Source organism: Pseudomonas sp. SDO5532_S415, assembly GCF_054071155.1.
The window spans coordinates 1-25,455 of sequence record NZ_JBSVWS010000025.1; the positions used below are offsets into that span (position 1 = coordinate 1).

The following is a 25,455-nucleotide window of genomic DNA, read 5'->3' on the forward strand; positions in this document are numbered from 1 at the left end:
AGCCGCTATCAATGGCAACTGCGAGACCGCCTTCGCGAGCAGGCTCGCTCCCACAGGGGATTGGGTATATCCGCAAAAAATCAGGTCGGCTGTCAGCCCCGTGATCCTTCTGCTCCCTCAGGTATAAGCCAACAACCGCCCACACAGAATCACACTGACCCATATCACAATCGAAAACAGCGCCTGCAATTTGGCCACCCCGGGCGCCGGTGCACCGGTGTCCCACGCCGGGACGGAACGGTACACGCCAACATGGAACAGCAAGGCATTGAGGCCCGCCGTGGCGATCAGGCACAGCTTGAGGATGAAAATGTCATTGGAGGCGAAATCGTGAGGGTGGGCGGTGAACATCATCAGCCCGGCCGGTACGATCAACAGCAGCGCCATGATGGCCCAGGTCAGCAGATGGCGGGCCAGGGCGGTGACCTGAATGCTGCGCGACAGCCCCAGCACCCGCAGGTCGAACATCACCACCGCACCGACCAGTATCGTAAAGCCAACGATGTGCATCACCTCAACCAGCGGGTATAGCCACAGATCGCCGCGCATGGCTTCGCCCAGCGGTGAGTCGTTCAACCAGTCCATCCAGTTCTGCGAGGCTTGCATCAGCGTAACTCGGTGGTTTTGCCGCCGATCGTGATGCGTTCCGCGCGCATCTCATCAGGTTTGTTGCGGTTGGCGTAACCGACCACGGTCGCTTGGGTGCCGACCGCCAGCATCTCCTTGGACAGACCACGGTTTTCCATACGCGACGGGGGCGCGAGTACCACGTTCCAGGTTTTGTCCGCCGTTTTCAGGTTCACGAAACCGTGGGGATGGGAGTATCCGGACGCTTCGATGGTGCCGGTCAGATTCAATGGATTGCTGGAGTCGTACTCACTCCAGCCGTGATGGGCGAATGCCGCTGTGGCAACCAGCAGCAATGTCGCGCCAAAGCCCTTGAGCATGACGTTCATGACACGTTCTCCTGTTCAAGTCGTAGATGGATGCCCGACAGCGTGTTCGTCGATGTTTTTCAGGATAGTCGGCGCATTTCGTGGCCTGACACACCCGGACCAAAGGAATGTTTCCATCTGTGACGCAGGCCTCGCGGGGGCCGGCGGGCCTTCGTTTGAAAGAACGTCAATAAACGCAACCATGTCCTACGCTTATGCGCAGGCCAATGTTCCTTGAACAGGACTGACCCCCTGATCGACGGGCTGACGGCACCTATAAAAACAATCCAGGGAGATACACCATGTCCGCATTGTTGCGCCGCTTCAGTCGTTACCTGGCAGTCGGCATGACCGCTGTCGCACTCACCACCCCCGCGCTTGCGCTGGACACCGTCAAGTTCATGGCTCCCGGTTCCGTGGGTGGCGGTTATGACCAGACCGCACGGGTGCTGGGCAAGGCCCTGATCGAAGCCAACGCGGCCAAATCCACCACCTTTGAAAACAAGGGGGGTGCAGGTGGAACCCTGGGCCTGGCGCAGTTCGCCAACAGCACCAAGGGCGATCCCAATGCGCTGCTGGTGGTCGGCGCGATCATGGTCGCGGGCATCGAACAGAACAAACCGCAAATCACCCTGAAGGACGTGACGCCGATTGCCCGGCTATTCACTGAATACAACGTGATTGCCGTGCGCAAGGATTCGCCCTACAAGACCCTCGACGACCTGATCAAAGACTTCAAGGCAAAACCAACCAGTGTCACCTGGGGCGGTGGTTCCAAGGGGTCGATCGACCACATCGGCATTGCCGAGCTGGCTGGCAAGCTGGATGTTCCGGTCAACAAGGTCAATTACATCGCCACCGGCGGCGGGGGTGAAATTGTGGCCCAGACGCTGGGCGGGCAGATCAAGGTGCTCACCGGGGGCTACGCCGAACTGGGTCAATACATCAAGAACGGGCAGATCCGCGTCCTTGCCATCGGTGCGCCCGAGCGTGTTCCCGGAATCGATGCCCCAACTCTCAAGGAAAGCGGCTACGACGTGATCATCGGCAACTGGCGCGGGGTCTACGGCGCCGCCAACCTCACACCCGAGCAGCGCAAGGAAGTGACTGATGCGGTCCTGGCCGCCAGCAAAAGCAAAGTCTGGCAAGAGAATATTCAGACCAACGCATGGACGGCAAACGTTGTGACCGGTGATGAGTTCGGCAAATTCGTCGATGAAGAGCACGTGCGGTTGCGCGCGATGCTGGTCCAGGTCGGACTGCTTAAAGAATGACCGGGCCGCGCGCAATCGTGCCGACGCAATTGGCGATCGGCCTTGGACTGATCGCCCTCAGCGCCGTGCTGGCGGTGGGGGCTTACCGCTTTCCGCCCGAGATGGGTTTCGTGATTCTGCCGGCCTACGTCTATCCCTACCTCGTCGCCGGGTTTCTCGCCGTGGTGGGGTTGTTGCTGAGTTATCAGGCGCTCACCGGCGGTTTTCGCGAGCTGGATAGCCGTAACGGTGTGATTCCCGGCGGTAAAACCGGCGCGGCCTGGGTGACGGGCGGGTTACTGGGCGTGGCGTTGCTGATCAACCTGATCGGCTTTGTGCTGGCCGCGGCCTTGCTGTTTGCCTGTTCGGCGCGGGGCTTTGGCAGTCGTCATCCGCTGCGGGACCTGGCCATCGGCATTGCCCTGACCCTGCCGATCTACTGGTTGTTCAACGCCGGGCTGGGGGTTTCCCTGCCGCCGCTGGTCAATGCCTGGATTTGATCCAGCGCCAAGGAGATCGACTGCGTGGACATTCTTTCAAGTTTGTTGATGGGGTTTAGCGCGGCGCTGACGCCGATCAATCTGATGTGGGGGTTCATCGGTTGCCTGCTGGGCACTGCGATTGGCGTGTTGCCGGGTATCGGCCCGGCACTGACAGTGGCATTGCTGCTGCCGATCACCGCCAAGGTCGACCCGACCGGGGCGTTGATCATGTTTGCCGGGATCTATTACGGCGCGCAGTTCGGCGGTTCCACTACTTCGATTCTGCTCAACACGCCCGGCGAATCTTCTTCCATGGTCACGGCCCTGGAAGGCAACCGCATGGCGCGCAATGGCCGGGCGGGACCTGCGTTGGCCACGGCTGCCATTGGCTCTTTCGTGGCCGGGACCATTGCGACGATTTTGCTGACCCTGTTCGCCCCGGTCGTCGCCCGGCTGGCGCTCAACTTCGGGCCGGCGGAATACTTCGCGATCCTGGTGCTGTCCTTCACCACGGTATCGGCGGTGCTCGGCGCTTCCATGTTGCGGGGTTTCGCATCACTGGGAATCGGGCTGACCATCGGCATGATCGGTCTGGACTCGACGTCGGGCATCGCTCGCTACACCCTGGGCGTTCCCGAACTGGTGGACGGCATCGAAGTGGTGCTGGTGGCGGTCGGTTTGTTTGCGGTGGGGGAGGCGCTTTACAGCCTGCTGTATCAACAGGAGCAAGCGGAAGGCCGGCATCGCCTGACTTCGTTGTGGATGACCCGCGCCGACTGGAAGCGCTCGGTTCCCGCCTGGTTGCGCGGCACGCTGATTGGCTTTCCGTTCGGTTCGATCCCGGCCGGTGGTGCGGAAATCCCGACGTTTCTGTCCTATTCCACCGAACGCAAGCTCAGCAAATTTCCGAAAGAGTTTTCCGCCAATAAAGGCGAAGGCGCCATCGAAGGTGTTGCCGGGCCGGAAGCGGCCAACAATGCGAGTGCGACCGGGTCGTTGGTGCCGCTGCTGACCCTGGGCATACCGACGTCCGCCACGGCGGCGATTCTGTTGGCGGCGTTCCAGAACTACAACCTGCAACCGGGGCCGCTGCTGTTCGAAACCTCCGCCGAGCTGGTCTGGGCGTTGGTCGCCTCGCTGTACATCGGCAACCTCATCCTGCTGGTGCTGAACCTGCCGCTGGTGGGGCTGTGGGTCAAGCTGCTACAAATCCCCCGGCCCTACCTGAACGCCGGGATTCTGGTATTCGCCACCATCGGCGTGTATGGCATGCGCCATTCTTCTTTCGACTTGCTGTTGATGCTGGGGATTGGCTGGGCCGGCGTGTTGATGCGGCGTTTCGACTTTCCGGTCGCGCCGGTGATCGTGGGCATGCTGCTGGGGCCGATGGCCGAGAAGCAATTGCGCAATGCCCTGTCCATCAGCGAGGGCGACTGGATGATTTTTCTCACGCAGCCGATCTCGGCGTTTTTCCTGGCCCTGACGTTGCTGGTACTGATAGTGCCGCACCTGCTGCATGCGCGGGGGATCAAGTTGCATGAGGATGACTGACTCCGTGCGCTGACCCTGTGGGAGCGAGCCTGCTCGCGAAGACGGCAGCAGATTCAGTATTGATGGGACAGATGCACCGCTTTCGCGAGCAGGCTCGCTCCCACAGTGGATTGGGGGGGGCGGGATTTTTGTGCCCGGCACAACTCCCTTGTGGGGGGGTAACTTAACTTGTCTGTCCGGCAAACCACTGCATCACCAACCCGCACGCCGGATGCGACGCCGCCGAAGGCTGCAGGCACAGCGAGTAAATCCCCCGCGTCTTCAACGGCTCGCCGAAAGGAATGTGCAACACACCGCGTTCAATCGACTCTCCCGCCAGGGTCATGTCGGTCATGGCCACGCCCAATCCCCGTGCCGCGGCATCCAGTGCCAGTTCGTCGAGGTTGAAGGGGATGTGGCGAAACTCATCCAGTGATCTGCCATCGTTGGTCGCCAGCCAATACCGCCAGTCGTTTTTATCGCTCGAACGATGCAGTAGCGCAAAGTCTGCCAGGTCCTCCTGCGACGCCAATGCCAAACCAGGCGCACACACCGGCACCAGCGCCTCTTCGAACAAGGTCAGGCAGTCCGGCGCTGCGGACGGTTCGGGCAGGTAGAGGATGTACGCATCGCTGTCGCTGGCCGGTTCCACCACCTCGGTGGCCACGGTTTCGATGGCCAGGGAAACCTCCGGGTGATGGCGATAGAAGTCGCTGAGTTTGGGCAGCAACCAACGCACCGCCAGCGACACATGCATGCGGATGCGGAACGGGCGTTTCTGTGGGGCGATGCGGTCTTCGAGGGTTTTCAGTTGTTCGAAAATAATGCGCGCACTGGCGAGCACCTGTTCGCCCTCGGGCGTCAGCCTCAGGCTGCGGCTGCTGCGGACGAACATCGCCACACCAAAGTGACTTTCCAGTTGCTGAACCTTGCGGCTCACCGCGCTTTGGGTCAGGCACAGCGTTTGCGCCGCTTGGGTGAAGCTGCCCGAATCGGCGACTTCGACCAGCGCCTGCAAGCCCTGGAGCGAGGGAATGTGGCGAATTTTATCCATGCGTTTTCAGAATACCTGGATGATTTAATAACGTTGGTTGTGGCCATGAAGACCCTTTAGATTCTAGCTATGGCCGCTGTCATCTCAAACCATTCATGCAATGAGTGCATACGAATTGACAGTTGCGGAACGAACGTCAACGAGGTGATGCATGGAAAACAGATGTGGCTGGATTGCGCAGGCCGGGGATTCTCCGCTGCGCGATCCCTTGAGCGGTACGCAACAGGCCGATTGGCTGGTCATCGGCGCCGGCATCACCGGGTTGTGTGCTGCCCATTCACTGGCCGAAATGCATCCCCAGGCGCGGATCGTGGTGGTCGACCGGCAACGCGCCGCGCAAGGGGCCTCGGCGCGTAACTCCGGGTTTGTGGTGGCCCATGAACACCCGGGCGCTTGCGAGCTGCAAGGCAATGCCGGGTTCGCCGGTTTCCAGGTGGACACATCGATTTCCCGCGCCGCCAGCGATGAGGTGCGCAAGCGCATTGCCCGGCATGGCATCGAGTGCGATTTCCGTGAGTCGGGCTACTTCTTTGCGGTCAGCGATCCGCGCAAGTTGACCGATGTCGAAGCCAAGTTGCAGACCCTGCGTGCCGTCGGTGCGTCCGCGCATTTTCTGCAGGGCGAGCAACTGCACCAGAAGCTGGGCACCCGGCACTACCAGGCGGCAATCTGGTGCGGCAATGGCAACGCACTGCTGCAGCCAGCGAAGTACGTGAAGGGGTTGCTCGATGCGCTGCCGCAGAGGGTGACGCTGTTCGAGAACACCGAGATCACCGGTATGGAACGCATGGGCAACGGTCGGGTTCGAGCCAACGGCCGCAATGGCTGCGTCGAGGCCAAGCAGGTGCTGGTCTGCCTGAACGCCTTCATTCCTCGTTCGGGCATCAGCGACAGCGGCACCTTCGCGATGGAGCTCAGTGCCAGCCTCACCCGGCCGCTCAGCGACGAAGAATTCCAAGCCATCGGTGCACCGCAGCCCTGGGGCGTGCTGTCGACCCGGCCGCTGGGGGCCACGGTGCGCCTGACTCCGGATCGACGGGTGATGATCCGCAACACCGCCGAATACCGCGCGCAGGATTTGTCCCTCAGTGAGCTGGCAACCCGCCGCCAGCATCACGTGTTGGGTTTGCAGCGCCGGTTTCCGATGTTGGGCGAACAGGACATCCAGTACACCTGGACCGGTCACCTCAGCGCATCGCGTTCCGGGCAAGCGTATTTCGCCAAGGTCGAGGAGGGCGTCTTCGCCGTGGCCGGGTGCAATGGTTCCGGCGTGGCGCGGGGCACGCTGTGGGGACGGTTGCTCGCGGAACTGGCGTCGGGTGGTGGCTCGCCCTTGCTGCAATCAGTCATGGCGCGCGCCCGGCCCGGCTGGCTGCCGCCCAAGCCTCTGCTCGATATCGGTGCCATGCTGCGCATGCGCATCGAAACGGCCCGGGCCAAATCAGAAATCTGAAACACCCATTTTCAACACCAACAAAAACACTTCTGCACGAAGGTGATCGAACATGCGCGTCAATACAATTTCCCTGGTGGCTCTGCTCTCGACCTGTTGCGCCACCACTTACGCTGATGAAACCGTGAACATTTCCAACTGGAACGGCTACATCGCCGACGACACTCTGACCACCTTCACCAAGGAAGCCGGGATCAAGGCCACTTACGACATCCACGATAGCAACGAAGTGTTGGAATCGAAGTTGATGACCGGCAACACCGGGTACGACGTGGTCAGTCCGTCGAACCACTTTCTGTCGCGCCTGATCAAGGCCGGCGCCATCCAGAAGCTCGACAAGGGCCAGTTGCCGGACTGGAAAAACCTCGACCCGGCGCTGCTGAAAAAGCTCGAAGTCAACGACCCCGGCAACCAGTACGGTTACCCCTACATGTGGGGCACCGCCGGCATCGGATACAACGTCGAGAAGATCCAGGCGATCTTCGGCAACACCGACGTCACCCGTTCCTGGAGCCTGTTTTTCGACGAGGCCAACATCAAGAAACTCAGCGAATGCGGCGTGGCAATCATCGACAACCCGACCCAGGTGCTGCCGATCACCCTGAACTACCTGGGACTGCCACCCCATAGCCACACGCCGGCGGATTACAAGAAAGCTGAACAGGCGCTGCTGAAGATCCGACCTTACGTGCAGTACTTCCACGCCTCCAAGTACATCAGCGATCTGGCCAACGGCAACGTCTGCGCAGTGATCGGTTTCAACGGCGACATCGTGCAGGCAGCGGCCAGCGCCAAGGAAGCCGGGAACGGGATCGACATTGCCTATTCAATCCCCGACGAAGGCTCGACGCTGTGGTTCGACATGGTGGTGATGCCCAAGAGCGCACCCCACGAGAAGAACGGCTACAGCTACATGAACTACCTGCTGCAGCCTCAGGTGATCGCCCACATCAGCAACAGCATCCACTACGCCAATCCCAACAGCGCAGCGGATGCCTATGTGGTGCCTGCGGTGAAACAGGACCTGGCAATCTATCCGCCGAAAACGGTGATGGACAAGCTGTTCACCGTGGAAGACCTGCCGGCGTCCATTGCGCGATTGACCACACGGTTGTGGACCAAGCTCAAGACCAATACCTGATAGAACCCTGGAGCCCTGTGGGAGCGAGCCTGCTCGCGAAGACGGCGGCACATACTGCATTGATGGGACAGATGCGACGCTTTCGCGAACAGGCTCGCTCCCACAGATGTTCGGGTTCGATCACCCATTTTGTGCTCCACACAAAGCCCTGTAGGAGATTGGGGGGAGGCGAACTTGGTTCAGGCCAGCATCGACATCAGCCCACCCTGGCGATCCAGTTTCGCCGGGTCGTCGAAGCCGCCGATGTGCGTGTTGCCAAAGAAGATCTGCGGCACTCAAAACCAATACCTGATAGAACCATGGAACCCTGTGGGAGCGAGCCTGCTCGCGAATGCGATTGCAGCCTCACCACTTGCATTGAGTCTACCGGCGCTTTCGCGAGCGGGCTCGCTCCCACAGGGATTGGGTGTGCCTCAGAATCGGTTCAGGCCAGCATCGACATCAACCCACCCTGGCGATCCAGCTTGGCCAGGTCGTCGAAGCCGCCGATGTGCCTGTCGCCGAAGAAAATCTGCGGCACGGTGCGTCGTCCGCTGCGCTCGAGCATTTCTTCGAGTTTGCCGGGTTCGCGTTGAATGTTGATCTCTTGCATTGCGATGCCTTTGCTGGCCAGCAGGGATTTGGCGCTGCGGCAGTACGGGCAGGTGTCGGTGGTGTACAGGGTTACGGTGTTCATAGTGTTTCTCCACATTGGACTGGTTGTAACTGTAGGAGCGAGCTTGCTCGCGATGGTCGTCAACGATGACACGTGCATTCTGGATATACGCGGCGTCATTGCGTTTCTCGCGAGCAAGCTCGCTCCTACAGGAATTTGCCCGCAATCAGGCGTCGGTGGCCGGAAAGTCGATATCGGTCAGGGCGACGTTGTTCAGGTAGTTGGTCAGCGTCTGCGAAGCTACGTGGGCAATCACTTCGATGATCTTCGCGTCGTTGATTCCGGCGGCGCGGGCGACGGCAATCTGTTCGCTGCTCAGGTGGCCGCGGCTTTCAGTGATCTGCCGGGCGAGCAGGGCATAGGCGTCGAGCCGGCCTTCACGGGCGCTGCGGATTTCCTGGCTGGACAGCCCGGCCTTGCCGGCAAACACTGTGTGCGCCGCCAGGCAGTAATCGCAGCCGTTGACCTGCGAGGTGGCGAGGGAGATCGCCTCTTTCTCCGTGGCGCTCAGTGAGGTCTTACCCAGGGCCGCCGAGTTTTGCAGGTACGAGGCCAGCACTGCGGGGGCGTGGGCCAGCACCCGGAATACGTTGGGCAGGAAACCGATTTTCTTCTGCACGCCTTCCAGCAAGGGGCGGGTGGCGTCGGTGGTGTGTTCAAGGCTGACAGGGGCAATGCGGGTCATGGTGAATCTCCGTGATGTGAAGCGCGACAGGCGCTGGGTACGGAGTCCATGCTAGTGATTCGTGCTGGTTTATTGGATGCGAATCGTCGACGATATGCGACAGATCGTCCAGAACTGCTTTCGGGAGCCCGCCCATGGATCGCTTGTCCACCTTGCTTGCGCATTTCGGCGTCAACGCCGGCACCTTTCACAGCGGGACGTTTTGCGGCACGACGGCCTTCGACGGCAGCCAGGCATGCGGTCATGTGCATTTGCTGCAGGCCGGCGAGGTCGTGCTGAAACTGGCCGATGAGCGCGAACTGCGCCTTAGCGAACCGACACTGATCTTTTTCCCGCGACCCTACCGTCATCGCTTGTTCGCCACCGAAGCTTGCGGCACGCAGTTAGTGTGCGCGTCGCTGAACTTCGATGGCGGCTCGGGCAATGCCCTGGCGGCGGCATTGCCCGAGTACCTGGTGCTCAAGCTCGATGAAATTCCGACCCTGGCCGCTACCCTGCAATGGTTGTTCGCCGAAGCGTTTGAAGGCAACTGTGGCCGTGAAGCGATGATGGATCGCTTGTTCGAACTGCTGGTGATTCAGTTGCTGCGCTACATCCTCAGCACGCGCAATCAGCAGCCGGGCATGATGGCCGGGTTGGCTGACCCGCGTCTGGCGCGGCCCTTGAGCCAGATGCACGAAGCGCCGGGCAAGGCCTGGAGCGTGGCTGAGCTGTCGGTGCTGGCCAACATGTCCCGGGCCAGCTTCGCCGAGCACTTCAAGCGCGTCGTCGGCCAGGCACCGGTGGATTACCTGGTGAGCTGGCGCATCAGCCTGGCTCAAAAGCGTTTGCGCGAAGGCAAGCCGATTGCGTTGATTGCCGAAGAAGTCGGCTACGAAAGCCCGTCGGCATTGGCCCGGGCCTTTCGCCGTAAAACCGGGGTCAGTCCGCGAGAGTGGAGGGGGTGAGTAATCATGATTCAGTGCAAACGCACCTGCGACCCTGCCGCGCCCGAAGACGGGCGGCGGATTCTGGTGGACCGTCTATGGCCGCAAGATTGCCCCAAGGAGCCTATGCCGTTCGATGCCTGGCTCCCCGACGTCGCGCCCTCGGCGGATGTACACCAGGCGTTCATGTCCGGGCAGCTGGATTTTGCCGGATTCACTGCCGCCTATCGCCGGGAACTGGCCGCCCAGCCGACGCATTGGTGGACGCTTTTGCAGTACGGGCAATCAGAGCGTTTGACGCTGGTGTTCACGGCGGATGATCCACTGCAAAACCCTGGCGTCGTGCTCGCCCAATGGCTGGAAGATGAGCTTGATCGCTTCCAGGGCGCCAGCTCGCCGGTGTGTTATCGGGACGAGTTTGCGCAGTAGCAAGGAAGGCGGCGCATACCGCGCAGAACCTCACTTGTTCTTTACTTGTAGAACAACAAGACAGCTGAGGTCAGTAGAACTTGATCTCATAGCCGAACCGTGAAGCCGCGCTGACGATGTGCTGTCCCATGATCTGACGCGCCGCCGCCGCATTCCGGTCGGTGAGTGCCTGCACGAGCTCTTCATGCTCGCCGCGTGCGGCATGGGGGATATTGCTGAACACCGGGCCTCGGCGTGCAAAGTTCATCGTGATCAGGGCGCGCATCGGCTCTAGCACCGTGCGAATCATCGTTTCGAGATAGTCATTGCCTGACGCTGCGGCCACCGCTCGATGGAAGTCGAGGTCCGCGTTGACCGTGTCCAGGGTCGGTTCGCCTTCGTATTGCATGCGAAGGACCGCTGCCTGGATCGTTTTCAGCGTGCGGGGCGTCATGTGCGACGCCGCCAGGGCGGCAGCCTGGCTTTCCAGTACGGCCCGCACTTCGAACATGTTGCGAATCGTATTGTCGCCGTCCAGCAAGGGCGCGCTCTCGCGCGGTGCCAACGGCTCCGCAGAGGGGGGAGCGGCCGAGACGAATACGCCCACGCCCTGGCGCGACTGTATCAATCCCTGTGCTCGAAGCGTCGCGATGCCCTCGCGTACAACGTTCCTGCTGACGCCGAAGTTTTGCGAGAGAAACTGTTCGGTCGGCAAGCGGTCTCCGGGCCGCAAACGTCCAGAAGCGATCTCGTCGCTCAAGGATTTGGCGATGTGCTCGGCCAGATGAGGTCGCCGCTCCACGGGTTGCACAGTCATTTCACTCATGTTCGTTCATCCCTCTCACTTGTCTTCTTAATCTACATCAGGAGACTTGTTCCCGTCAGTTAAAACTGAAATTACGAAATCTGTTAAATAAATAAAATCAATTAAATCAATTGGTTGTCAGATAAGTAGACGAAAGTCTGTAGGAGAGAGCTAGTTGTTCAGTTGAAGGACAACAGGACGTCATGTACGTTGTCCTCAACCTGGCGTTGGCGAAACCCGAAATCGCCGCGACATCTTTGCAACCTGCTTGAGGCGAAGTCCTATGAAAATTGCCAGCATTGAAACCATTCCGCTTCGGATTCCCTTCACCACCGGAGGCAAGTCGGCGGGCGGGGTCTGGGGGCCGAAAGACCTGCAGATGGTCGATTCCCTGGTGGTCAAGATCACCACGGATGACGGTATCGTCGGCTGGGGCGAAACCTTCGGCTTCACCGCGATCCCGGCAGTGAAAATCGTCATCGACACGATCCTCGCGCCTGAATTGATCGGCAGTGATGTGACGCGGCGCGAGAAGTTGCAGGGCGACCTGCAGAAGAAATTCCACGTCTTCGGTCGCAGCGGCGCATTCATCTATGGCCTGTCGGCGATTGATATTGCGCTGTGGGACATCGCCGGCAAGTCGGCCGGCAAACCGATCTACCAACTGCTTGGCGGCAGCGAGGCCACGTCGCTGGCGGCGTATGCCAGCCTGATCCGCTATGCCGACCCCGAACTCATCCGCATCAATGTGCAGCGCGCGGTCAACAGCGGCTTCCGCCACCTCAAGCTGCACGAGGTTGATGTCGAGGTCATCCGCGCGGCGTGTGAAGCCGCCGGTCCTGGGGTGGAAATCACCCTCGACGTCAACGCCCCGTGGTCAGTGCGCGAAGCGCTGGATATGACCGACAAGCTTCGCCCCCTGAACCTGCGCTGGATCGAAGAGCCGGTGTGGCCGCCGGAAAACTATGCGGGCCTGGCGACGGTGCGCAAGCAAGGCGGCATTCCGGTGGCGGCCGGCGAGAATGCTTCAACGCTGATGGACTTCCAGCATCTGCTTGAAGCCGGCGCGGTCGATTTCATTCAGCCCAGCCCGGCGAAAATGGGCGGCATCACCGAACTGCAAAAAGTCTACGCACTGGCGAATGCCCATGGCGTCACCGTGATGGTCCACGCCTTTTACGACGGCCCCGGCCTGCTGGCCGCCGTGCATGGCAGTGCCGCCCTTGGCGGTGCGAAGTCACTGGTGGAATGGCGTTATTTCGATCTCGAAGCGCAACTCTACGGCGACGCCATCATTCCGCGTAACGGACGCATCGACGTGCCGCAAGGGCCGGGACTCGGCATCGAGCCGGACCCGGACGTCATTCGCGACTATCGCTTCAAGCCCTGACCACAAACGCCGTTTGATCGAGGCCGGCGCAACAGCCGTTGCGCCGGCCTCGATCAGCCATGGCGACATTCTTGATAAAAATAAATACGAGGATTGAGGACATGTTAGACAGAATTGTAGGGCCCATTCTGCCCGTGGCGTTTGTGATCGCCCTTGGGTACATCGCCGGCAAGCGCGGGCGGCTCACCCAGTCGGACAGCCTGCTGATCAGCCGGCTGGTACTCGGGTGGATATTCCCGGCGCTGCTTTTTGTCGGGATGGCCAGCACGCCTCGTGAACAGCTTTTCGACTTCAAGTTCATCGTGGCCACGTTCATCGGCATCATGGGCATGTACACGATAGCGCTGGCGATCGGCTGGTTCACCACACGCGATCTCAAGGTTGCAACGCTCAAGGGCTTCGTCAACGGTTATCCGGACGCTGCCTTCATGGGCATCCCTATCCTCGGCGCCATGTTCGGATCGGGCAGCATCTATTCGGTGCTCGTGCTGAACCTCGTCGCGAGCCTGGTGATGATCCCGCTGACCACCATGTTGCTCACCCTCGCCGATGGAAAGGGCAGTGGCACCCAGGCCTTTGTGTCGAGCCTGTCGGGGGCGGTACGCCGCCCACTGATGTGGGCACCGGCCCTGGGCATTATCCTCTCCCTGCTGCAGGTCAAACTGCCCCCTCTGGCTGCCGAATCATTCAATCTTCTGGGCAAGGCGACACCTGGCGTTTCGCTGCTGTGCCTGGGATTGATCATGTCATCAGAGAAACTGAAAATGTCCGGCGAGGTGTGGGGCAACCTTGGGCTCAAGCTGTTGATTCACCCGGTATTGATGTTCGCAGCCACTGTTCTGCTGGGCACCCATGGCCTTTACGCACAACAGATGATCCTGCTTTGCGCGCTGCCATCGGCGACGATTCCGGCGATGTTTGCGAACCAGACCGGCGCCTACCAGAGTGAAGCCGCCACCTCCATTCTGGTCAGTACCGTGCTTTCAATCGTGACGTTCTCTGCTGCGATCTACCTGATTGATGGTGGGCTGGCCGCCTGAACATCCACCGAAAAAAACTGTGGGAGCGAGCCTGCTCGCGAAGGCTTTCTGTCAGGCGACATAGTTTTTGATGGTGTACATATCCATTACTGCGGTAACGGCGACTTATGGTTTCGCCCTTACGGCGAGTCCCTTTTTCAAACGTCAAAAAGGAACCAAAAGGCTTCACCCCGGCGCGGATCAACGTTGGTAGAGGCGCCGATGGAGGTCGTCACAGGTTGACGGACAGGCTCAGGGGTGGAGGGGCGGGCAGATCAAAAGCAAGCGAGGCGAGTTGACACTCGACCTGTCTGCTGTTCGCCTTCCCCTGTGGGAGCGGGCTTGTCGGGTCGCCGCATCGCCGCGATGGAGGTCAACGATAACGCGTGCTTTCCGAACGATCGCGTTGTCCGGGCATTTTTCGCGAGCAGGCTCGCTCCCACAGTAGATTTACGGTGTGCGCAAAACCGGTGAGTGACCGAGATCCCTTGTCCGCCTTTTTCTGCTTTTTCTGCTCAAGAAGTAGGCGCTCAGCCGTTCATCTAATGTTGGGTAGACAGTTAGGAAGTCGCTTGCCCAATGAAGGCAATTAGCCATACGCTGCGAAGCGTGAGATATCTCACGGATAAAAAAACATGAGCATGGAGCAAACCCTGATGAAACTGTCCGCCATTTTGATCGCCGTTTTACTTTCGATTACGTCCGTTACTGTCTTCGCGCACAGTGGCGGTACTGATTCAAAAGGTTGCCATCGTAACCATAAAACGAACGACTACCACTGCCACTAAACAGCAAGAGCACAGCTTGCGGCTGAGCCGCAAGCGGGCTTTCTCACATGTGTGGAGGCCAGTTAAGGAAAAGGCTTTTTCATGCGTTTCAGACTTTAAAGTGAAGGGCCGCTTTTGGCCGATCGTGCCCAGCCACAAACGGTGTAATCCGACCAAACGGACGCTCTTCGCCAGTTTTAAGAACATACACAAAAACCCCCCAAACCAACTCAACCACCCCCAGCTCCCCTCCGAATCTCCCCAAGTATCCGAGCCGCATCCCTCGAAGGCGGCAATCCAAACACCCGCGCATAGTCTCGACTAAATTGCGTAGCACTTTCATAACCGACTTCAAACGCCGCGCCAGTGACGCTTTTGGCATTGGCCAGCATCAGTGTCCTTGCCTGTAGCAGGCGAACCCGTTTTTGATACTGTAATGGACTCAGCGCGGTGACGGCTTTGAAGTGGCGGTGGAAGGCTGACACGCTCATTGACGCCAGCTGTGCCAATGCGTCCACCCGGATGGGGTCGGCGAAGTCCTGGCGGATGTGTGCAATGGCCAGGTTGACGCGGGCCATGGCGCTGTCGGGGGCGGCGATGTCGCGCAGCATCCAGCCGTGGGGGCCTTGCAGGACGCGGTACAGAATTTCTCGCTCGTAGACCGGCGCGAGGGCTGCGATTTCTTCGGGCTTGTTCATCAAGCGCAGCAGCCGCACCCAGGCATCCATCAATTCCGGCGTGACAGCGGCCACCGAAAAGCCGGCTTCCTGTTCATGCTGTCCGAGCGGTTTGGGCAAGTCGGCCAGCAGCGTCGTCAGGACAACCGGATCCAGTGTCAGGCTCACCGCCAGGTAAGGTTCGCCGCCTGCAGAGGGGTGAACCTGGCCGACCGCGGGCAGGTCGATGGACATGACGAAGTAAGTCGCCGGGTCATATCGAAGCGTGCGGTCGGCGATGGTCATGGATTTGCTGCCTTGCAGAATCAGGTTGATCATCGGTTCGTAAACGGCGGCCAGCAGGTGTTCAGGGATTTCACCCTGGACCATGGCGACGCGCGGGATGCCTGTGTCCGTGCGGCGGTTTTCGGCGCGGTGCGCCAAGGCGCGAAGTTCTGTCAGTTGGGTTTTCATGGCGTTCATCTGAACTCACGCGCAGGCGGGCACGCAAGCAAAAAGCAGAAACAGGCAGGTTTCGAGCAGGAACGGCTGCGCTCGCCGCGAGGCAGGTGGCTACTGTGGTGACTCACCTCAGTGACCGTGGAGCAGCGCATGAGCGTTATCGTTATTACCGGCGGCAGCCGGGGCATCGGCGCCAGTACGGCCGAGCATTGTGCCCGACAGGGCATGGGCGTCATTCTGACCTACAAAAGCAATGTCGCTGCGGCCAATTCCGTGGTCCAGCGTATCCAGGCTTCGGGCGGCAACGCCGTGGCGCTTGAACTGGACGTTGGGGATGTCAGCCAATTCGGCCATTTCCGCGAAAACGTGCGACAGACCCTGCAGGCAACCTGGGGCGTGGAAACGCTGGCGGGGCTGGTCAACAACGCGGGTCATGGCCTGTTCAATCCGCTGGCGTCGATCACCGAAGCGCAGTTCGACGGCCTGTTCAATGTTCACCTCAAAGGTCCGTTTTTTCTGACGCAAACCCTGCTGCCCTTGCTGGGCGAGGGCGCGAGTATCGTCAATCTGACCAGCGCCACCACCCGCGTCGCCACCCCCGGTGTGGCGCCCTATGCAGCCTTCAAGGGCGGGCTGGAAGTGCTGACCCGTTACATGGCCAAGGAGTTCGCGGATCGACGCCTACGCGCCAACGCTGTTTCGCCGGGGGCTATTCGTACGGAGCTGGGTGGCGGTTTGAATGATGATCTCGAGGCGTTGCTTGCCTCGCAAACGGCGCTCGGCCGAGTGGGCGAACCGCAGGACGTCGCTCACGTGATCGCCATGCTGCTGTCCGAAGAAGGGCGCTGGATCAACGCCCAATCGATCGAAGTGGCGGGCGGCTATTTCATTTGAATCAGTATCCGATTGCGAGGCTTCTCCATGCTTGATCACATTTTTCTGTCGGTCAGTGACATCGACCGTTCCGTTCGTTTCTTCACCGCGGCACTGACCCCGCTGGGCATCACCGCACGGCTCGATTACGACGGCAAGGACGGGCCGCCAGGGCATCCCGATCTGAAAGGTTTCGGTGCCCATGGACGCATGTTTTTCTGGTTGCGCGAAGGTGTGGTGGAGGGGCGGGCGGTGCATGTCGGCTTTGTGGCGAGCAGTCAGGCCGACGTCGACGCAGCCTATGCGGCGGCGCTGCAAAGTGGAGCTGTCGACAACGGCGCCCCGGGCGCACGTCTGCATTACGACCCCAACTACTACGCCGCCAATGTCCTCGACCCCGACGGCTACAGTCTCGAATTCGTCTACAAAAACTGGCAGCACACCCCATGAGCACATTAATGATTTACGGGGCGACGGGGTACACCGGTCGCATGGCGGCCGAGCATGCCAAGGGGCAGGGGCTGGACGTTGTCATCGCGGGGCGCAATGCCGAAAAACTGCAATCGCTCGCCGCGCAGTTGGACGTTCCTTATCGCGTGTTCAGCCCTGATGCCCAGGCAGCGAATGCACTGGAGGGCATCGCGGTGCTGCTGAACTTCGCAGGGCCGTTCGCTCATACGGCGGACGTTTTGATGCAGGCGTGTATCAACGCTGGCGTCGACTACCTGGACATCACGGCGGAGATCAACGTCTATCGGCAGGCGGAGCAACTCGGCGCCCAGGCCACCGGGGCGGGGGTCATGTTACTGCCCGGTGTCGGCTGGGATGTGGTGCCCACGGATTGCCTGGCAATACAGGTCGCCAGACGTGTGCAGGAACCGCATTCACTCAGGATCGCACTGCAAGTCGCAGGTTCCATGTCACGGGGATCGGCCCTGAGTGTCAGCGAAATCATGGATGCAGGCCTTCTGGCGCGGGTCGATGGACTGCTGGTTGCAACCCCCGACGCGCCGCCGCGGCACTTCGATTTTGGTGACGGCCCGGTGCTGTGCGCGCCGCTGTCGTTCGGTGACCTGGTGACCGCCTGGCACTCCACCGGCATACCCGACATTGCCATGTATGTGCATGTCAGCGGCGATGCGTTCCCGCAAGGCGATCTGTCGCAATTGCCTGATGGCCCAAGCGTCGAACAACGCGAAGCGCATCGTGCCCGAGCGGTGGTGGAAGTCTCAGGCGCCAATGGCCGCGTGGCGCGCTCGATCATTGAAACCGTCAACGGCTACTCCTACACACCGTTGGTGGCTGTTGAAGCCGCGCGGCGAGTGTTGGAGGGCGATCGACGGCCGGGGTTCGAAACGCCTGCCCGGGTATTCGGCAGCGGATTCGCCGAGACCATCTACGGAACCACCATCACCGAATACTAGAGCGCTACAACGCTTCGGTGTCGCGTGCATCGAAATCCGCCTGCGCTTGCACCACGGCGTCCACGTAATTGATGGTCCAGGCATGCAAAGCCCTGAACGGTTCCTCCAGCGTGCGGCCCAGCGGCGTGATGCTGTACTCCACCGCGATCTGCGAGGAGGGGATTACCCGGCGAGCCAGAATGCCATTGCGCTCCAGCCGGCGTAGCGCCTGCGTCAGCGCCTTTTGGGTGATGCCCTCCAGGCCTCGTTTGAGTTCATTGAAACGCAGTGGCTTCTGGCACAGCGCGGCGAGGATCAGCACTGACCATTTATCCGCGATCTGATCCAGCAAAAAACGGCTCGAACAGTCGACTTTGGCGTCGGTGTGCGAGCCGGTTTGAGCCAGCGTGCGGTCTCCAATTTCGCCCATGGGGTTTCCTCCGATATACCTGATGACTTCAAAGTGCGTAATTGATATCAGGTATACAACAGATACCATGCGGATTCACTTCACTTAAGGCGTCAATCATGTCAGCCACATACTCCCAGGACACCGCAGACCAGCTCGCGGTGGTGGAAACGCTTTACCGGTTTGCCGCCGGTATCGACTTGCGCGACAACGCCTTGCTTGCATCGGCGTTTACCGAAGATGCGATATCCGACTTCAGGCCTGCCGCCGCAAAGGCCGGGTTTGAATACCCGGTACTGGCAGGTCGAGAGACTATCGTCGCGGCGCTGTCCGGCTCACTCGCGCGGATCGACACCACACACTCGGTCAGCAATCCCCGAGTCAGTGTTGACGGGGATCGGGCGCAGCTTGATGCACTCGTGGAAGCCCAGCACGTGCCGCAAAATGATCACTCACGCCACTACCTGATGAAGAACCGCTACGACGTAAAGCTGGTGAGAGAAGGCGAGGGCTGGCTCATCCAGAGCGTTACGGTGGACAACGTCTGGCGTTCGGGAGATCCGGCCGTGCTTTCTGGGGGTTAGAGCAGATCGGTAGAGGAGGATTATCGTTCCTGCGTTCAGGGGGTGAACCGCCTCTTAAACATCTTCGAGTGTCGCGTGTTTAACGGGTCTTACGCTCATTTCCTGAAAGCTACAAAGCCTTGCGTCGTTGCCTACGGTTACGCCAGAATCCGCCGGCTTGTGCGCCTGGGGGCCGGGTTCTATCGTTTTCCGGTCGCTGAAAAACAGCGGCCGGGTTTGGTAGCCCGGATTAACTAGTCGCATAGGTCACTGCTCTCAGGTCTTTTTCGGACTCTGGTTTATGGTGGCCATGCGCAGGGCTCCTTCGGGGGCGCCGGGTCCTAGTTACCGGTCTACCAACCCGCGTATGGCCGCCACCCCTCGTTTGGTAGCGAGGTGAAGGCTCCTTCATTCCAACTAGGGGTTTCACTATGTTCAAAGTAACGCCAAACCCGCCAGATACTGATCCCACATCCCCGTACGAACCCGACTCAAAAAAGCACAACGAAGCCGCCGAACGCGCCCTCGATTTCCACTTCCCCTCAACCGCCGACATCAAGGCCACCCCACGAACACCCAGCACCCTGTTTACCGTGAACCCGCAGACCACGACCGAAACCCTGATGGTGTATCTGGTCGAGACGCTGGCTTCGGTTGATGTGATGGTCCACCAACTGGTCGATCATCTGGAGGGTGGAGATCGCAATGCGCTGCTGGGCATTTCCAACAGCATCATGCTGGCGGAGATCACGGCCAATCGGGTGCTGGATCAGATTGATCCTCTGTAGGAGCTGTCGAGTGATGCGAGGCTGCGATCTTTGATTTTGGGTGGTCGCAAGAAGATCAAGATCAAAAGATCGCAGCCTTCGGCAGCTCCTACAGGGGGAGTGTGACGCTGGCGTTAGCCTTTATTCAGCTCCTTCAGTTCTTTTTCTGCCTTCTCTGCCGCTGTGAAGTGGTGGTTGTAACAAAGGCTGAAGCTGAACCGGAGCTTGGATTCATCCAGGCATTGATCGAAACGAGACTCTCCGTTCGTGCGTTCGTAGATGGCCTTGCTGACAGCCGTGGACATGAACGCGATCACCGCAGGGTTGAAGATATCGTTGTGGTTATCGATGAAGGAGTCTGCTGTATAGATGAAGTTTACCGGCTCATTTCTATAGCAGGGCATGCGCGGTACGTTGGGGTCGCCATTGCTGCCATCAGGTGTGCAGTAGCTTACGAGCTCCCAGTCGCCGAACTTCGTGTCCTCCAGTACCTTGGGTGTGGCCATCGCCTTGTTGACGACTGTCGCGGAGTCCAGGGCAGTGGGCTGGGGATGTGTTTGCTTAAGGTCAGGATCTTTGATCAGTGCGGTGTGAAACAGGGTGTAGTTGCCGATGGCGGTGGTGTCCATCTTTTCTTCCCTGATCGAATAGGCCTGGCCGTTGTAGTTTCTGTTGAGGTCGACCTGGCTCCACGTCAAATTTACCCCCAGCCACTGTCCCGCCGGAAAAGCATAATGGGTGGCTTCGTCCCCCTCCGAACTGATGACGTAAAGCAGTGGCTGTGCACGCACCTTTGAGGCGCCAACCTTCAGGCTGTTCTCCTTGAGCAGCAGTCCCATGTTGGCTTCAATCGCGGGGTTCAGCATGATCACAGCATCGCCGAAAGCTTTTACCGGATGTCCATCCTGTTGATTCTGCAGTCGTTCGAGTAGCTGATCATGCAAGGCACTCAAGGCGATTGCGCCACCGAAACTGTGGCCGACGATGACTAGATAATTCGTTTCCTGGTTACGGTCGATTTGTTCCAACTGCGTGAGCAATTCGGTGACACCACCGCGGCCGACTTCCTCCGCTACCGACTTTCGGTCCCAATAGGTAATGTTCTCGCTCCCGAGTCCGTGCAGGGACAAGCCACGCCAACCAACATAGATGCCAACCAACTTGCGATCACCCAGTACGCCAGATTTGGATAAGTTGGCGAGCGCTTTGGTGAAACTGGTGACGTTTGGATCTTTCTGCTCGGCGTTGTGCTTCCAACCGTGGATAAAGACCACCATGGCGAGTTTGCCGCTGGCGGAATACTTCTCCAGGCGATCGAGCAGCTTTTGTGTTCTCGCCGGGGCGAAATCGTTGCCCCGCTCGCTGTACTCGACGAAGCCAATCTCGTAGTTAGGATGCTGCTCGTAGTAGCTGTTGCTGCAAGATTCGACTTTGTCGCATGTCGTCACTTTGTCGTCTCGAATCGGGGTGTTGCCAGTACAGGCGGTCAACAGGCACACACCAAGAATCAGCAGGATCTTCATGATCATTCACCGTGTCAGGTCTATCCGTCGCATGTGAGCGCTCGGATACGGCACGGAGCGGACTCGCGATTAGTGGGAGGTTGACGGTGGGAGGCTGTCACGGAGGATGGGTAGCGGAGCGGCGCGCAATAGAAGTTTTGGTTAGCGTGGATGGCGGCATGATGAATGTCACTTCAGTCTAGGGTTGCACTATAGGTCGGAAGGGGCGGATCTATTTTGACCTGAGGAGAAAATAAAACTGTCCCTTTTAATTGCCCCTTTTAATTGATCTCGATATTTCCTTTAGTGGAGCAGAGGGGCAGTCCACGGAGTCTCGATCACTCCATGAAAAGATAGATGACTATGGGTTGTTTCTTATATCACTCCGCAATTATGTAAATAGGGCGAAGTAATATAGAAAAAGTCCAGGTCGGACTCCCGCTGGCCTGGGCCCTTAGTGCCTTAATTCACTGGCAAGGCATCATTGCCGGGGCTGGAGTAGGCGACTGGTAAAGTGGCGGATTTTGTTTTACCACCTATATTGATCTGGAAGCGTTGATGGGTCAGGTGAATGATTATGAATGGATTGATCTGGCGCTAAAATTTCAATGGGATCGTAATGGGTGGCTAAGCAGGAATACGGGAGTGATCATGGAACTGACTGATGCAATTTCGTACCTTCGAAACACTACGGATCAGACGCACAAGTTCTGGGGTTATTATCAAGCTGTAACAGCAGCAGCGGTTGCGGTCGCTTGGTCAGTCGATGGTCCCAAAGCCGGGTTACTGTTTTGGTTTGTGCTTGGTTATGTAATGTTTTCATTTTTTAATTGTCGGTTGGTTGCCTCGTCGCAGGCGGAAGCAGTAATAATTTGGAATTCAATACAAAGCTACAAGGGGCAATTGGCACAGACAGTGCCCACTCAGTTCTCACCACTTTTGGATCTGAACAAGCCGGACAATACAAGGTTGGTGGTGTTAATGCATATTGTTATAAGTGTCTTCGCAGTGCTGGCTATTATAGCCGGGATAGTATATTGAGCTGAGGTTGCAGAGGTAGTCCCGCTGCTCAATTCAAAGAATGCACTGGTCGATCATTCGGGGGGGGCGGGAAATAAAATGGCCACCCCGGCATTCAATGCCGAGGTGGCCAAGGGTCTTGCCTGCTATGTCACTTCACATCAAAGCGATCCAGGTTCATCACTTTGGTCCACGCTGCCACAAAGTCCTTCACGAACTTCTCCTTGTTGTCGGCGCTGGCATAGAACTCCGCCAGCGCCCGCAACTGTGCGTTGGCGCCGAACACCAGATCCACACGGGTTGCAGTCCATTTCGGCTGGCCGGTCTTGCGGTCGCGACCTTCGAATTCTTCATTGCTGTCCGAGATGGGTTTCCATTCCACGCCCATGTCCAGCAGGTTGGTGAAGAAGTCGTTGGTCAACGCTTCCTTGCGGGTGGTGAAGACGCCGTGGGCGGTTTGGCCGACGTTGGTGTCGAGCACGCGCAGGCCGCCGATGAGCGCGGTCATTTCTGGTGCGGTCAATGTCAGCAACTGCGCCTTGTCGATCAACAAATGCTCGGACGATACCTTGTAACGAGTCTTCAGGTAGTTGCGGAAGCCGTCGGCGATGGGTTCGAGGAAGCCGAAAGACTCGACATCCGTCTGTTCCTGGCTCGCGTCCGTCCGCCCTGGCGTGAATGGCACCGTGACGGTTTGCCCGGCATTTTTCGCGGCTTGCTCGACGCCGGCACACCCGGCCAGCACGATCAGGTCCGCCAGCGAGACTTTCTTGCCGCCGGCGTTGAACTCCTTCTGGATGCCTTCGAGTTTTGCCAGCACGTTGGCCAGTTGATCAGGCTGGTTGGCTGGCCAGGATCTTTGTGGCTCCAGGCGCAGGCGCCCACCGTTGGCACCGCCGCGTTTGTCGGAGCCCCGGAAGCTGGAAGCCGCCGCCCAGGCTGTCGACACAAGCTGCGAAACGCTCAGGCCCGAGGCAAGGATCTTGCTCTTGAGCGCGGCGACGTCGCTGTCGTTGACCAGCGGATGATCAACCGCTGGGATCGGGTCTTGCCACAGCAGTTCTTCGTTGGGCATTTCCGGGCCGAGGTAGCGCGAGAGTGGCCCCATGTCACGGTGGATCAGCTTGTACCAGGCGCGGGCAAAGGCGTCGGCCAGTTGATCCGGGTTCTGCAGGAAGCGCCGCGAGATCGGCTCGTAGATCGGGTCGAATCGCAGGGCCAGGTCGGTGGTCAGCATGGTTGGGTTGCGGCGTTTGGACGGATCAAAGGCGTCCGGAATAATGCCGGCACCCGCACCGTTTTTCGGTACCCACTGATGGGCACCGGCCGGGCTTTTCGACAGTTCCCACTCGAAGCCGAACACGTTCTCCAGAAAGTTGTTGCTCCATTTTGTGGGTGTTGTGGTCCAGGTCACTTCCAGTCCGCTGGTGATCGTGTCGGGACCCTTGCCGCTGCGAAAGCTGCTTTTCCAGCCCAGGCCTTGTTGCTCCAGGCCAGCGGCTTCCGGTTCGGCCCCGACGTTATCGGCAGGACCGGCGCCATGGGTTTTACCGAAGGCGTGACCGCCGGCGATCAGCGCCACGGTTTCTTCGTCATTCATCGCCATGCGGCCGAAGGTTTCGCGGATGTCCAGGCCGGCGGCGACCGGGTCGGGATTACCCTCCGGACCTTCCGGGTTCACATAGATCAGACCCATCTGCACGGCGGCCAACGGGTTTTCCAGATTACGACCCTGGTCGGTGCGGCTGTCCTCGTTTCTCCCGGGTTCGGCCACCAGTGGAACATCGCCGGGTGCCTGCACGGGTTTTTGTGCTTTGTCGTAACGGACGTCACCACCCAGCCATTTGTTTTCCGAGCCCCAGTACACGTCTTCGTCCGGTTCCCAGACGTCCGGACGGCCACCGGAGAAGCCAAAGGTCTTGAAGCCCATGGACTCCAGCGCGACGTTGCCAGTGAGCACGATCAGGTCGGCCCAGGAAATGTTGCGGCCGTACTTTTGCTTGATCGGCCACAGCAACCGGCGGGCCTTGTCGAGGCTGACGTTATCCGGCCAGCTGTTGAGCGGCGCGAAGCGTTGTTGGCCGGAGCCTGCGCCACCGCGGCCGTCACCGGTGCGGTAGGTGCCAGCGGCGTGCCAGGCCATGCGGATGAACAGCGGACCGTAGTGGCCGAAGTCAGCGGGCCACCATTCCTGCGAGTCGGTCATCAGTGCGGTCAGGTCTCTTTTGACGGCCGCAAAATCCAGCTTTTTATAGGCTTCGGCATAGTTGAAGTCCTTGCCCATGGGGTCGGACAGGGGCGAGTGCTGGTGCAGGATGTTCAGGTTGAGTTGGTTCGGCCACCAATCGCGGTTCCTTGTGCCACCACCGGCGGCGTGGTTGAACGGGCATTTCGATTCATTTGCCATGTGTGAGCTACCCTCGGTCGAGTTCATTCAGCTACCCGGCCCGATGCGGGCCTGGAATAGAAGCGAGCGAAATCAATGACTCAGGTTGCCGGACCCGCATTTCGATCCGTTGATCGTTGTGGTGACGACCCTCACTACGCCTGGTCAGTTTCCGACTCATTCTTATCTTCACATCAGGTCTGTGCCGGCCAGACTACGCCGACGCTAAATAAAGGTAGACCCGTAAAGGCAAGTCAGCTAATAGCGCGAGTATTAGGGGCTGATAGGCGCAATCTCTTAACGGTCCGTGAGGGGAATGGTGCCGTGGCTGAAAGTAATGCTGTTCAGGCGAACAAGAAACCTGTGGCGAGGGAGCTTGCTCCCGCTTGAGTGCGCAGCACTCACAAAAATCATGAAGGTTGTAAGATGTTTTTAGGGCCGCTGCGCAGCCCAACGCGAGCAAGCTCGCTCGCCACAAGGATTGGTAAGGCTCAAAATTTCTCAAGTGAACAGCATTCCGTCGCTGAAGGGGGCTTACGGCTTCACAGCATTGCGTCGGATCGTCTCCGACGGCGGTTCCCCGAAGGCTTGCTGGTAATCCTGGGAGAAACGACCCAGGTGCTGGAAATTCCAATGCATGGCGATTTCGGTGACGGTTGGCCAGGTTTTCTTGATCAGGTCCCGCCGGGCATTCGCCAGTCTCAGGTTCTTGGCGTAAGCAATCGGCGAAATGCCGAATGCCTCGAAAAAGCCCAGGTGCAAGGTGCGATTGGTAGTTTCAAGTTGTTCTACCAATGTGTTCATGTTGAGCGAAACGTTCAGGTTTTCATGAATGTATTCGATGGCTTTAAACGCGATCTTTTGTCTTTCTGGAATGTGGCGGGCGCCAAGGGTTTTAACCGATTTTACAA

The 25,455-nt window shown here is 59.2% G+C and carries 26 protein-coding genes and 2 pseudogenes; 16 read left to right on the forward strand and 12 right to left on the reverse strand.

The window, feature by feature from the left end; genetic code table 11:
* Positions 1 to 117: 117 nt before the first annotated feature.
* Together ACW9HW_RS09260 and ACW9HW_RS09265 are read right to left on the reverse strand one after the other, a co-directional pair.
* Positions 118 to 606, reverse strand: coding sequence for a DUF6644 family protein (locus ACW9HW_RS09260; RefSeq protein ID WP_095196045.1), 489 nt, complete (start codon positions 604 to 606; stop codon positions 118 to 120).
* Complete coding sequence (locus ACW9HW_RS09265) at positions 606 to 956, reverse strand: DUF6152 family protein (RefSeq protein ID WP_095196046.1); 351 nt, start codon at positions 954 to 956, stop codon at positions 606 to 608. Before ACW9HW_RS09265 ends, ACW9HW_RS09260 begins: the two co-directional genes overlap by 1 nt.
* Before the next feature lie 281 nt (positions 957 to 1,237).
* Here ACW9HW_RS09265 and ACW9HW_RS09270 point away from each other — a divergent pair, with 281 nt between their 5' ends.
* The 3 genes from ACW9HW_RS09270 to ACW9HW_RS09280 are packed head-to-tail and all read left to right on the forward strand — an operon-like array spanning position 1,238 to position 4,221.
* Entirely contained in the window at positions 1,238 to 2,209 is a 972-nt protein-coding gene (locus tag ACW9HW_RS09270) for a Bug family tripartite tricarboxylate transporter substrate binding protein (RefSeq protein ID WP_457399564.1), read from the forward strand.
* Positions 2,206 to 2,688: a tripartite tricarboxylate transporter TctB family protein gene (locus ACW9HW_RS09275; RefSeq protein ID WP_095196048.1), complete on the forward strand. Its 483-nt coding sequence runs from the start codon at positions 2,206 to 2,208 to the stop codon at positions 2,686 to 2,688. The genes ACW9HW_RS09270 and ACW9HW_RS09275 overlap by 4 nt, the downstream gene beginning before the upstream one ends.
* A 24-nt stretch (positions 2,689 to 2,712) precedes the next feature.
* Positions 2,713 to 4,221: a tripartite tricarboxylate transporter permease gene (locus ACW9HW_RS09280; RefSeq protein WP_457399566.1), complete on the forward strand. Its 1,509-nt coding sequence runs from the start codon at positions 2,713 to 2,715 to the stop codon at positions 4,219 to 4,221.
* Between the two features lie 163 nt (positions 4,222 to 4,384).
* On the opposite strand, the gene ACW9HW_RS09285 is transcribed toward ACW9HW_RS09280, so the two are convergent.
* On the reverse strand, positions 4,385 to 5,254 hold the full coding sequence (locus tag ACW9HW_RS09285; protein WP_457399568.1) for a LysR family transcriptional regulator: 870 nt from the start codon (positions 5,252 to 5,254) through the stop codon (positions 4,385 to 4,387).
* Positions 5,255 to 5,405: 151 nt separating this feature from the next.
* Here ACW9HW_RS09285 and ACW9HW_RS09290 point away from each other — a divergent pair, with 151 nt between their 5' ends.
* Positions 5,406 to 6,707: an NAD(P)/FAD-dependent oxidoreductase gene (locus ACW9HW_RS09290; protein ID WP_457399571.1), complete on the forward strand. Its 1,302-nt coding sequence runs from the start codon at positions 5,406 to 5,408 to the stop codon at positions 6,705 to 6,707.
* Between the two features lie 52 nt (positions 6,708 to 6,759).
* On the forward strand, positions 6,760 to 7,848 hold the full coding sequence (locus tag ACW9HW_RS09295; protein ID WP_457399573.1) for a polyamine ABC transporter substrate-binding protein: 1,089 nt from the start codon (positions 6,760 to 6,762) through the stop codon (positions 7,846 to 7,848).
* A 179-nt stretch (positions 7,849 to 8,027) separates the two neighbouring features.
* On the opposite strand, the pseudogene ACW9HW_RS09300 reads toward ACW9HW_RS09295, so the two are convergent.
* The 3 genes and pseudogenes from ACW9HW_RS09300 to ACW9HW_RS09310 form a co-directional block, all read right to left on the reverse strand.
* A pseudogene (locus tag ACW9HW_RS09300) lies at positions 8,028 to 8,123 on the reverse strand (glutaredoxin); the annotation flags it as partial.
* A 149-nt stretch (positions 8,124 to 8,272) separates the two neighbouring features.
* Entirely contained in the window at positions 8,273 to 8,524 is a 252-nt protein-coding gene (gene grxC / locus ACW9HW_RS09305) for a glutaredoxin 3 (RefSeq protein WP_457399576.1), read from the reverse strand.
* 145 nt (positions 8,525 to 8,669) lie between these two features.
* Positions 8,670 to 9,188 (reverse strand): carboxymuconolactone decarboxylase family protein, encoded by a 519-nt coding sequence (locus tag ACW9HW_RS09310; protein ID WP_095196054.1) that lies wholly within the window; start codon positions 9,186 to 9,188, stop codon positions 8,670 to 8,672.
* 134 nt (positions 9,189 to 9,322) lie between these two features.
* Here ACW9HW_RS09310 and ACW9HW_RS09315 point away from each other — a divergent pair, with 134 nt between their 5' ends.
* Both ACW9HW_RS09315 and ACW9HW_RS09320 read left to right on the forward strand, forming a co-directional pair.
* Entirely contained in the window at positions 9,323 to 10,135 is an 813-nt protein-coding gene (locus ACW9HW_RS09315) for an AraC family transcriptional regulator (protein ID WP_095196055.1), read from the forward strand.
* Between the two features lie 6 nt (positions 10,136 to 10,141).
* Entirely contained in the window at positions 10,142 to 10,543 is a 402-nt protein-coding gene (locus ACW9HW_RS09320) for a DUF488 domain-containing protein (RefSeq protein WP_095196056.1), read from the forward strand.
* Between the two features lie 70 nt (positions 10,544 to 10,613).
* On the opposite strand, the gene ACW9HW_RS09325 is transcribed toward ACW9HW_RS09320, so the two are convergent.
* Positions 10,614 to 11,348, reverse strand: a complete 735-nt coding sequence (locus ACW9HW_RS09325; protein WP_095196057.1) for a FadR/GntR family transcriptional regulator — start codon at positions 11,346 to 11,348, stop codon at positions 10,614 to 10,616.
* 262 nt (positions 11,349 to 11,610) lie between these two features.
* Between ACW9HW_RS09325 and ACW9HW_RS09330 the strand changes: the two genes are divergently transcribed.
* From ACW9HW_RS09330 to ACW9HW_RS09340, 3 genes are all read left to right on the forward strand, one after another.
* Entirely contained in the window at positions 11,611 to 12,717 is a 1,107-nt protein-coding gene (locus tag ACW9HW_RS09330; protein WP_457399578.1) for a mandelate racemase/muconate lactonizing enzyme family protein, read from the forward strand.
* Positions 12,718 to 12,776: 59 nt separating this feature from the next.
* Positions 12,777 to 13,757, forward strand: coding sequence for an AEC family transporter (locus ACW9HW_RS09335; RefSeq protein WP_256590313.1), 981 nt, complete (start codon positions 12,777 to 12,779; stop codon positions 13,755 to 13,757).
* Between the two features lie 635 nt (positions 13,758 to 14,392).
* On the forward strand, positions 14,393 to 14,524 hold the full coding sequence (locus ACW9HW_RS09340) for a YHYH domain-containing protein (protein WP_095196207.1): 132 nt from the start codon (positions 14,393 to 14,395) through the stop codon (positions 14,522 to 14,524).
* 209 nt (positions 14,525 to 14,733) lie between these two features.
* On the opposite strand, the gene ACW9HW_RS09345 is transcribed toward ACW9HW_RS09340, so the two are convergent.
* On the reverse strand, positions 14,734 to 15,633 hold the full coding sequence (locus ACW9HW_RS09345; RefSeq protein ID WP_170948711.1) for an AraC family transcriptional regulator: 900 nt from the start codon (positions 15,631 to 15,633) through the stop codon (positions 14,734 to 14,736).
* A 138-nt stretch (positions 15,634 to 15,771) separates the two neighbouring features.
* Between ACW9HW_RS09345 and ACW9HW_RS09350 the strand changes: the two genes are divergently transcribed.
* Genes ACW9HW_RS09350 through ACW9HW_RS09360 form a run of 3 tightly spaced genes read left to right on the forward strand, consistent with a single transcriptional unit; the run spans position 15,772 to position 17,918 of the window.
* Positions 15,772 to 16,515 (forward strand): SDR family NAD(P)-dependent oxidoreductase, encoded by a 744-nt coding sequence (locus ACW9HW_RS09350; protein WP_457399580.1) that lies wholly within the window; start codon positions 15,772 to 15,774, stop codon positions 16,513 to 16,515.
* A gap of 27 nt (positions 16,516 to 16,542) precedes the next feature.
* Complete coding sequence (locus ACW9HW_RS09355; protein ID WP_457399582.1) at positions 16,543 to 16,944, forward strand: VOC family protein; 402 nt, start codon at positions 16,543 to 16,545, stop codon at positions 16,942 to 16,944.
* On the forward strand, positions 16,941 to 17,918 hold the full coding sequence (locus ACW9HW_RS09360; RefSeq protein WP_457399584.1) for a saccharopine dehydrogenase family protein: 978 nt from the start codon (positions 16,941 to 16,943) through the stop codon (positions 17,916 to 17,918). Before ACW9HW_RS09355 ends, ACW9HW_RS09360 begins: the two co-directional genes overlap by 4 nt.
* Before the next feature lie 4 nt (positions 17,919 to 17,922).
* Here the strand turns inward: ACW9HW_RS09360 and ACW9HW_RS09365 are convergent, their stop codons facing one another.
* Positions 17,923 to 18,327, reverse strand: coding sequence for a winged helix-turn-helix transcriptional regulator (locus tag ACW9HW_RS09365; RefSeq protein WP_457399586.1), 405 nt, complete (start codon positions 18,325 to 18,327; stop codon positions 17,923 to 17,925).
* Positions 18,328 to 18,425: 98 nt separating this feature from the next.
* Here ACW9HW_RS09365 and ACW9HW_RS09370 point away from each other — a divergent pair, with 98 nt between their 5' ends.
* Positions 18,426 to 18,890, forward strand: coding sequence for a nuclear transport factor 2 family protein (locus ACW9HW_RS09370; RefSeq protein ID WP_095196068.1), 465 nt, complete (start codon positions 18,426 to 18,428; stop codon positions 18,888 to 18,890).
* 410 nt (positions 18,891 to 19,300) lie between these two features.
* The gene (locus tag ACW9HW_RS09375; protein WP_457399588.1) at positions 19,301 to 19,657 is read left to right on the forward strand and encodes a DUF6124 family protein; all 357 of its coding nucleotides are present in this window, start codon (positions 19,301 to 19,303) and stop codon (positions 19,655 to 19,657) included.
* A 113-nt stretch (positions 19,658 to 19,770) separates the two neighbouring features.
* Here the strand turns inward: ACW9HW_RS09375 and ACW9HW_RS09380 are convergent, their stop codons facing one another.
* On the reverse strand, positions 19,771 to 21,159 hold the full coding sequence (locus tag ACW9HW_RS09380; protein WP_141233007.1) for an alpha/beta hydrolase: 1,389 nt from the start codon (positions 21,157 to 21,159) through the stop codon (positions 19,771 to 19,773).
* Between the two features lie 537 nt (positions 21,160 to 21,696).
* On the opposite strand from ACW9HW_RS09380, the gene ACW9HW_RS09385 reads away from it, so the two are divergent.
* Positions 21,697 to 22,179 carry a hypothetical protein gene (locus ACW9HW_RS09385; protein WP_457399590.1) on the forward strand — a complete coding sequence of 161 codons (483 nt, stop codon included), beginning with the start codon at positions 21,697 to 21,699 and terminating at the stop codon, positions 22,177 to 22,179.
* A gap of 130 nt (positions 22,180 to 22,309) precedes the next feature.
* Here ACW9HW_RS09385 and katG read toward each other — a convergent pair whose 3' ends face one another.
* Both katG and ACW9HW_RS09395 read right to left on the reverse strand, forming a co-directional pair.
* Positions 22,310 to 24,565 (reverse strand): catalase/peroxidase HPI, encoded by a 2,256-nt coding sequence (gene katG / locus ACW9HW_RS09390; RefSeq protein ID WP_457399591.1) that lies wholly within the window; start codon positions 24,563 to 24,565, stop codon positions 22,310 to 22,312.
* A 513-nt stretch (positions 24,566 to 25,078) separates the two neighbouring features.
* Positions 25,079 to 25,426, reverse strand: a pseudogene (locus tag ACW9HW_RS09395) (helix-turn-helix domain-containing protein); the annotation flags it as partial.
* Positions 25,427 to 25,455 lie beyond the last annotated feature (29 nt).

Excerpts from the sequence above, each read along its gene's own strand:
- ACW9HW_RS09360 (WP_457399584.1), top strand. The coding sequence starts at position 16,941 with ATGAGCACATTAATGATTTACGGGGCGACGGGGTACACCGGTCGCATG.
- katG (WP_457399591.1), bottom strand. The coding sequence starts at position 24,565 with ATGGCAAATGAATCGAAATGCCCGTTCAACCACGCCGCCGGTGGTGGC.
- ACW9HW_RS09295 (WP_457399573.1), top strand. The coding sequence starts at position 6,760 with ATGCGCGTCAATACAATTTCCCTGGTGGCTCTGCTCTCGACCTGTTGC.
- ACW9HW_RS09330 (WP_457399578.1), top strand. The coding sequence starts at position 11,611 with ATGAAAATTGCCAGCATTGAAACCATTCCGCTTCGGATTCCCTTCACC.
- ACW9HW_RS09260 (WP_095196045.1), bottom strand. The coding sequence starts at position 606 with ATGCAAGCCTCGCAGAACTGGATGGACTGGTTGAACGACTCACCGCTG.
- ACW9HW_RS09340 (WP_095196207.1), top strand. The coding sequence starts at position 14,393 with ATGAAACTGTCCGCCATTTTGATCGCCGTTTTACTTTCGATTACGTCC.
- ACW9HW_RS09290 (WP_457399571.1), top strand. The coding sequence starts at position 5,406 with ATGGAAAACAGATGTGGCTGGATTGCGCAGGCCGGGGATTCTCCGCTG.
- ACW9HW_RS09320 (WP_095196056.1), top strand. The coding sequence starts at position 10,142 with ATGATTCAGTGCAAACGCACCTGCGACCCTGCCGCGCCCGAAGACGGG.
- ACW9HW_RS09270 (WP_457399564.1), top strand. The coding sequence starts at position 1,238 with ATGTCCGCATTGTTGCGCCGCTTCAGTCGTTACCTGGCAGTCGGCATG.
- ACW9HW_RS09275 (WP_095196048.1), top strand. The coding sequence starts at position 2,206 with ATGACCGGGCCGCGCGCAATCGTGCCGACGCAATTGGCGATCGGCCTT.
- ACW9HW_RS09350 (WP_457399580.1), top strand. The coding sequence starts at position 15,772 with ATGAGCGTTATCGTTATTACCGGCGGCAGCCGGGGCATCGGCGCCAGT.
- ACW9HW_RS09375 (WP_457399588.1), top strand. The coding sequence starts at position 19,301 with ATGTTCAAAGTAACGCCAAACCCGCCAGATACTGATCCCACATCCCCG.
- ACW9HW_RS09325 (WP_095196057.1), bottom strand. The coding sequence starts at position 11,348 with ATGAGTGAAATGACTGTGCAACCCGTGGAGCGGCGACCTCATCTGGCC.
- grxC (WP_457399576.1), bottom strand. The coding sequence starts at position 8,524 with ATGAACACCGTAACCCTGTACACCACCGACACCTGCCCGTACTGCCGC.
- ACW9HW_RS09285 (WP_457399568.1), bottom strand. The coding sequence starts at position 5,254 with ATGGATAAAATTCGCCACATTCCCTCGCTCCAGGGCTTGCAGGCGCTG.
- ACW9HW_RS09370 (WP_095196068.1), top strand. The coding sequence starts at position 18,426 with ATGTCAGCCACATACTCCCAGGACACCGCAGACCAGCTCGCGGTGGTG.
- ACW9HW_RS09365 (WP_457399586.1), bottom strand. The coding sequence starts at position 18,327 with ATGGGCGAAATTGGAGACCGCACGCTGGCTCAAACCGGCTCGCACACC.
- ACW9HW_RS09310 (WP_095196054.1), bottom strand. The coding sequence starts at position 9,188 with ATGACCCGCATTGCCCCTGTCAGCCTTGAACACACCACCGACGCCACC.
- ACW9HW_RS09380 (WP_141233007.1), bottom strand. The coding sequence starts at position 21,159 with ATGAAGATCCTGCTGATTCTTGGTGTGTGCCTGTTGACCGCCTGTACT.
- ACW9HW_RS09385 (WP_457399590.1), top strand. The coding sequence starts at position 21,697 with ATGGGTCAGGTGAATGATTATGAATGGATTGATCTGGCGCTAAAATTT.
- ACW9HW_RS09345 (WP_170948711.1), bottom strand. The coding sequence starts at position 15,633 with ATGAAAACCCAACTGACAGAACTTCGCGCCTTGGCGCACCGCGCCGAA.
- ACW9HW_RS09265 (WP_095196046.1), bottom strand. The coding sequence starts at position 956 with ATGAACGTCATGCTCAAGGGCTTTGGCGCGACATTGCTGCTGGTTGCC.
- ACW9HW_RS09315 (WP_095196055.1), top strand. The coding sequence starts at position 9,323 with ATGGATCGCTTGTCCACCTTGCTTGCGCATTTCGGCGTCAACGCCGGC.
- ACW9HW_RS09355 (WP_457399582.1), top strand. The coding sequence starts at position 16,543 with ATGCTTGATCACATTTTTCTGTCGGTCAGTGACATCGACCGTTCCGTT.
- ACW9HW_RS09335 (WP_256590313.1), top strand. The coding sequence starts at position 12,777 with ATGGCGACATTCTTGATAAAAATAAATACGAGGATTGAGGACATGTTA.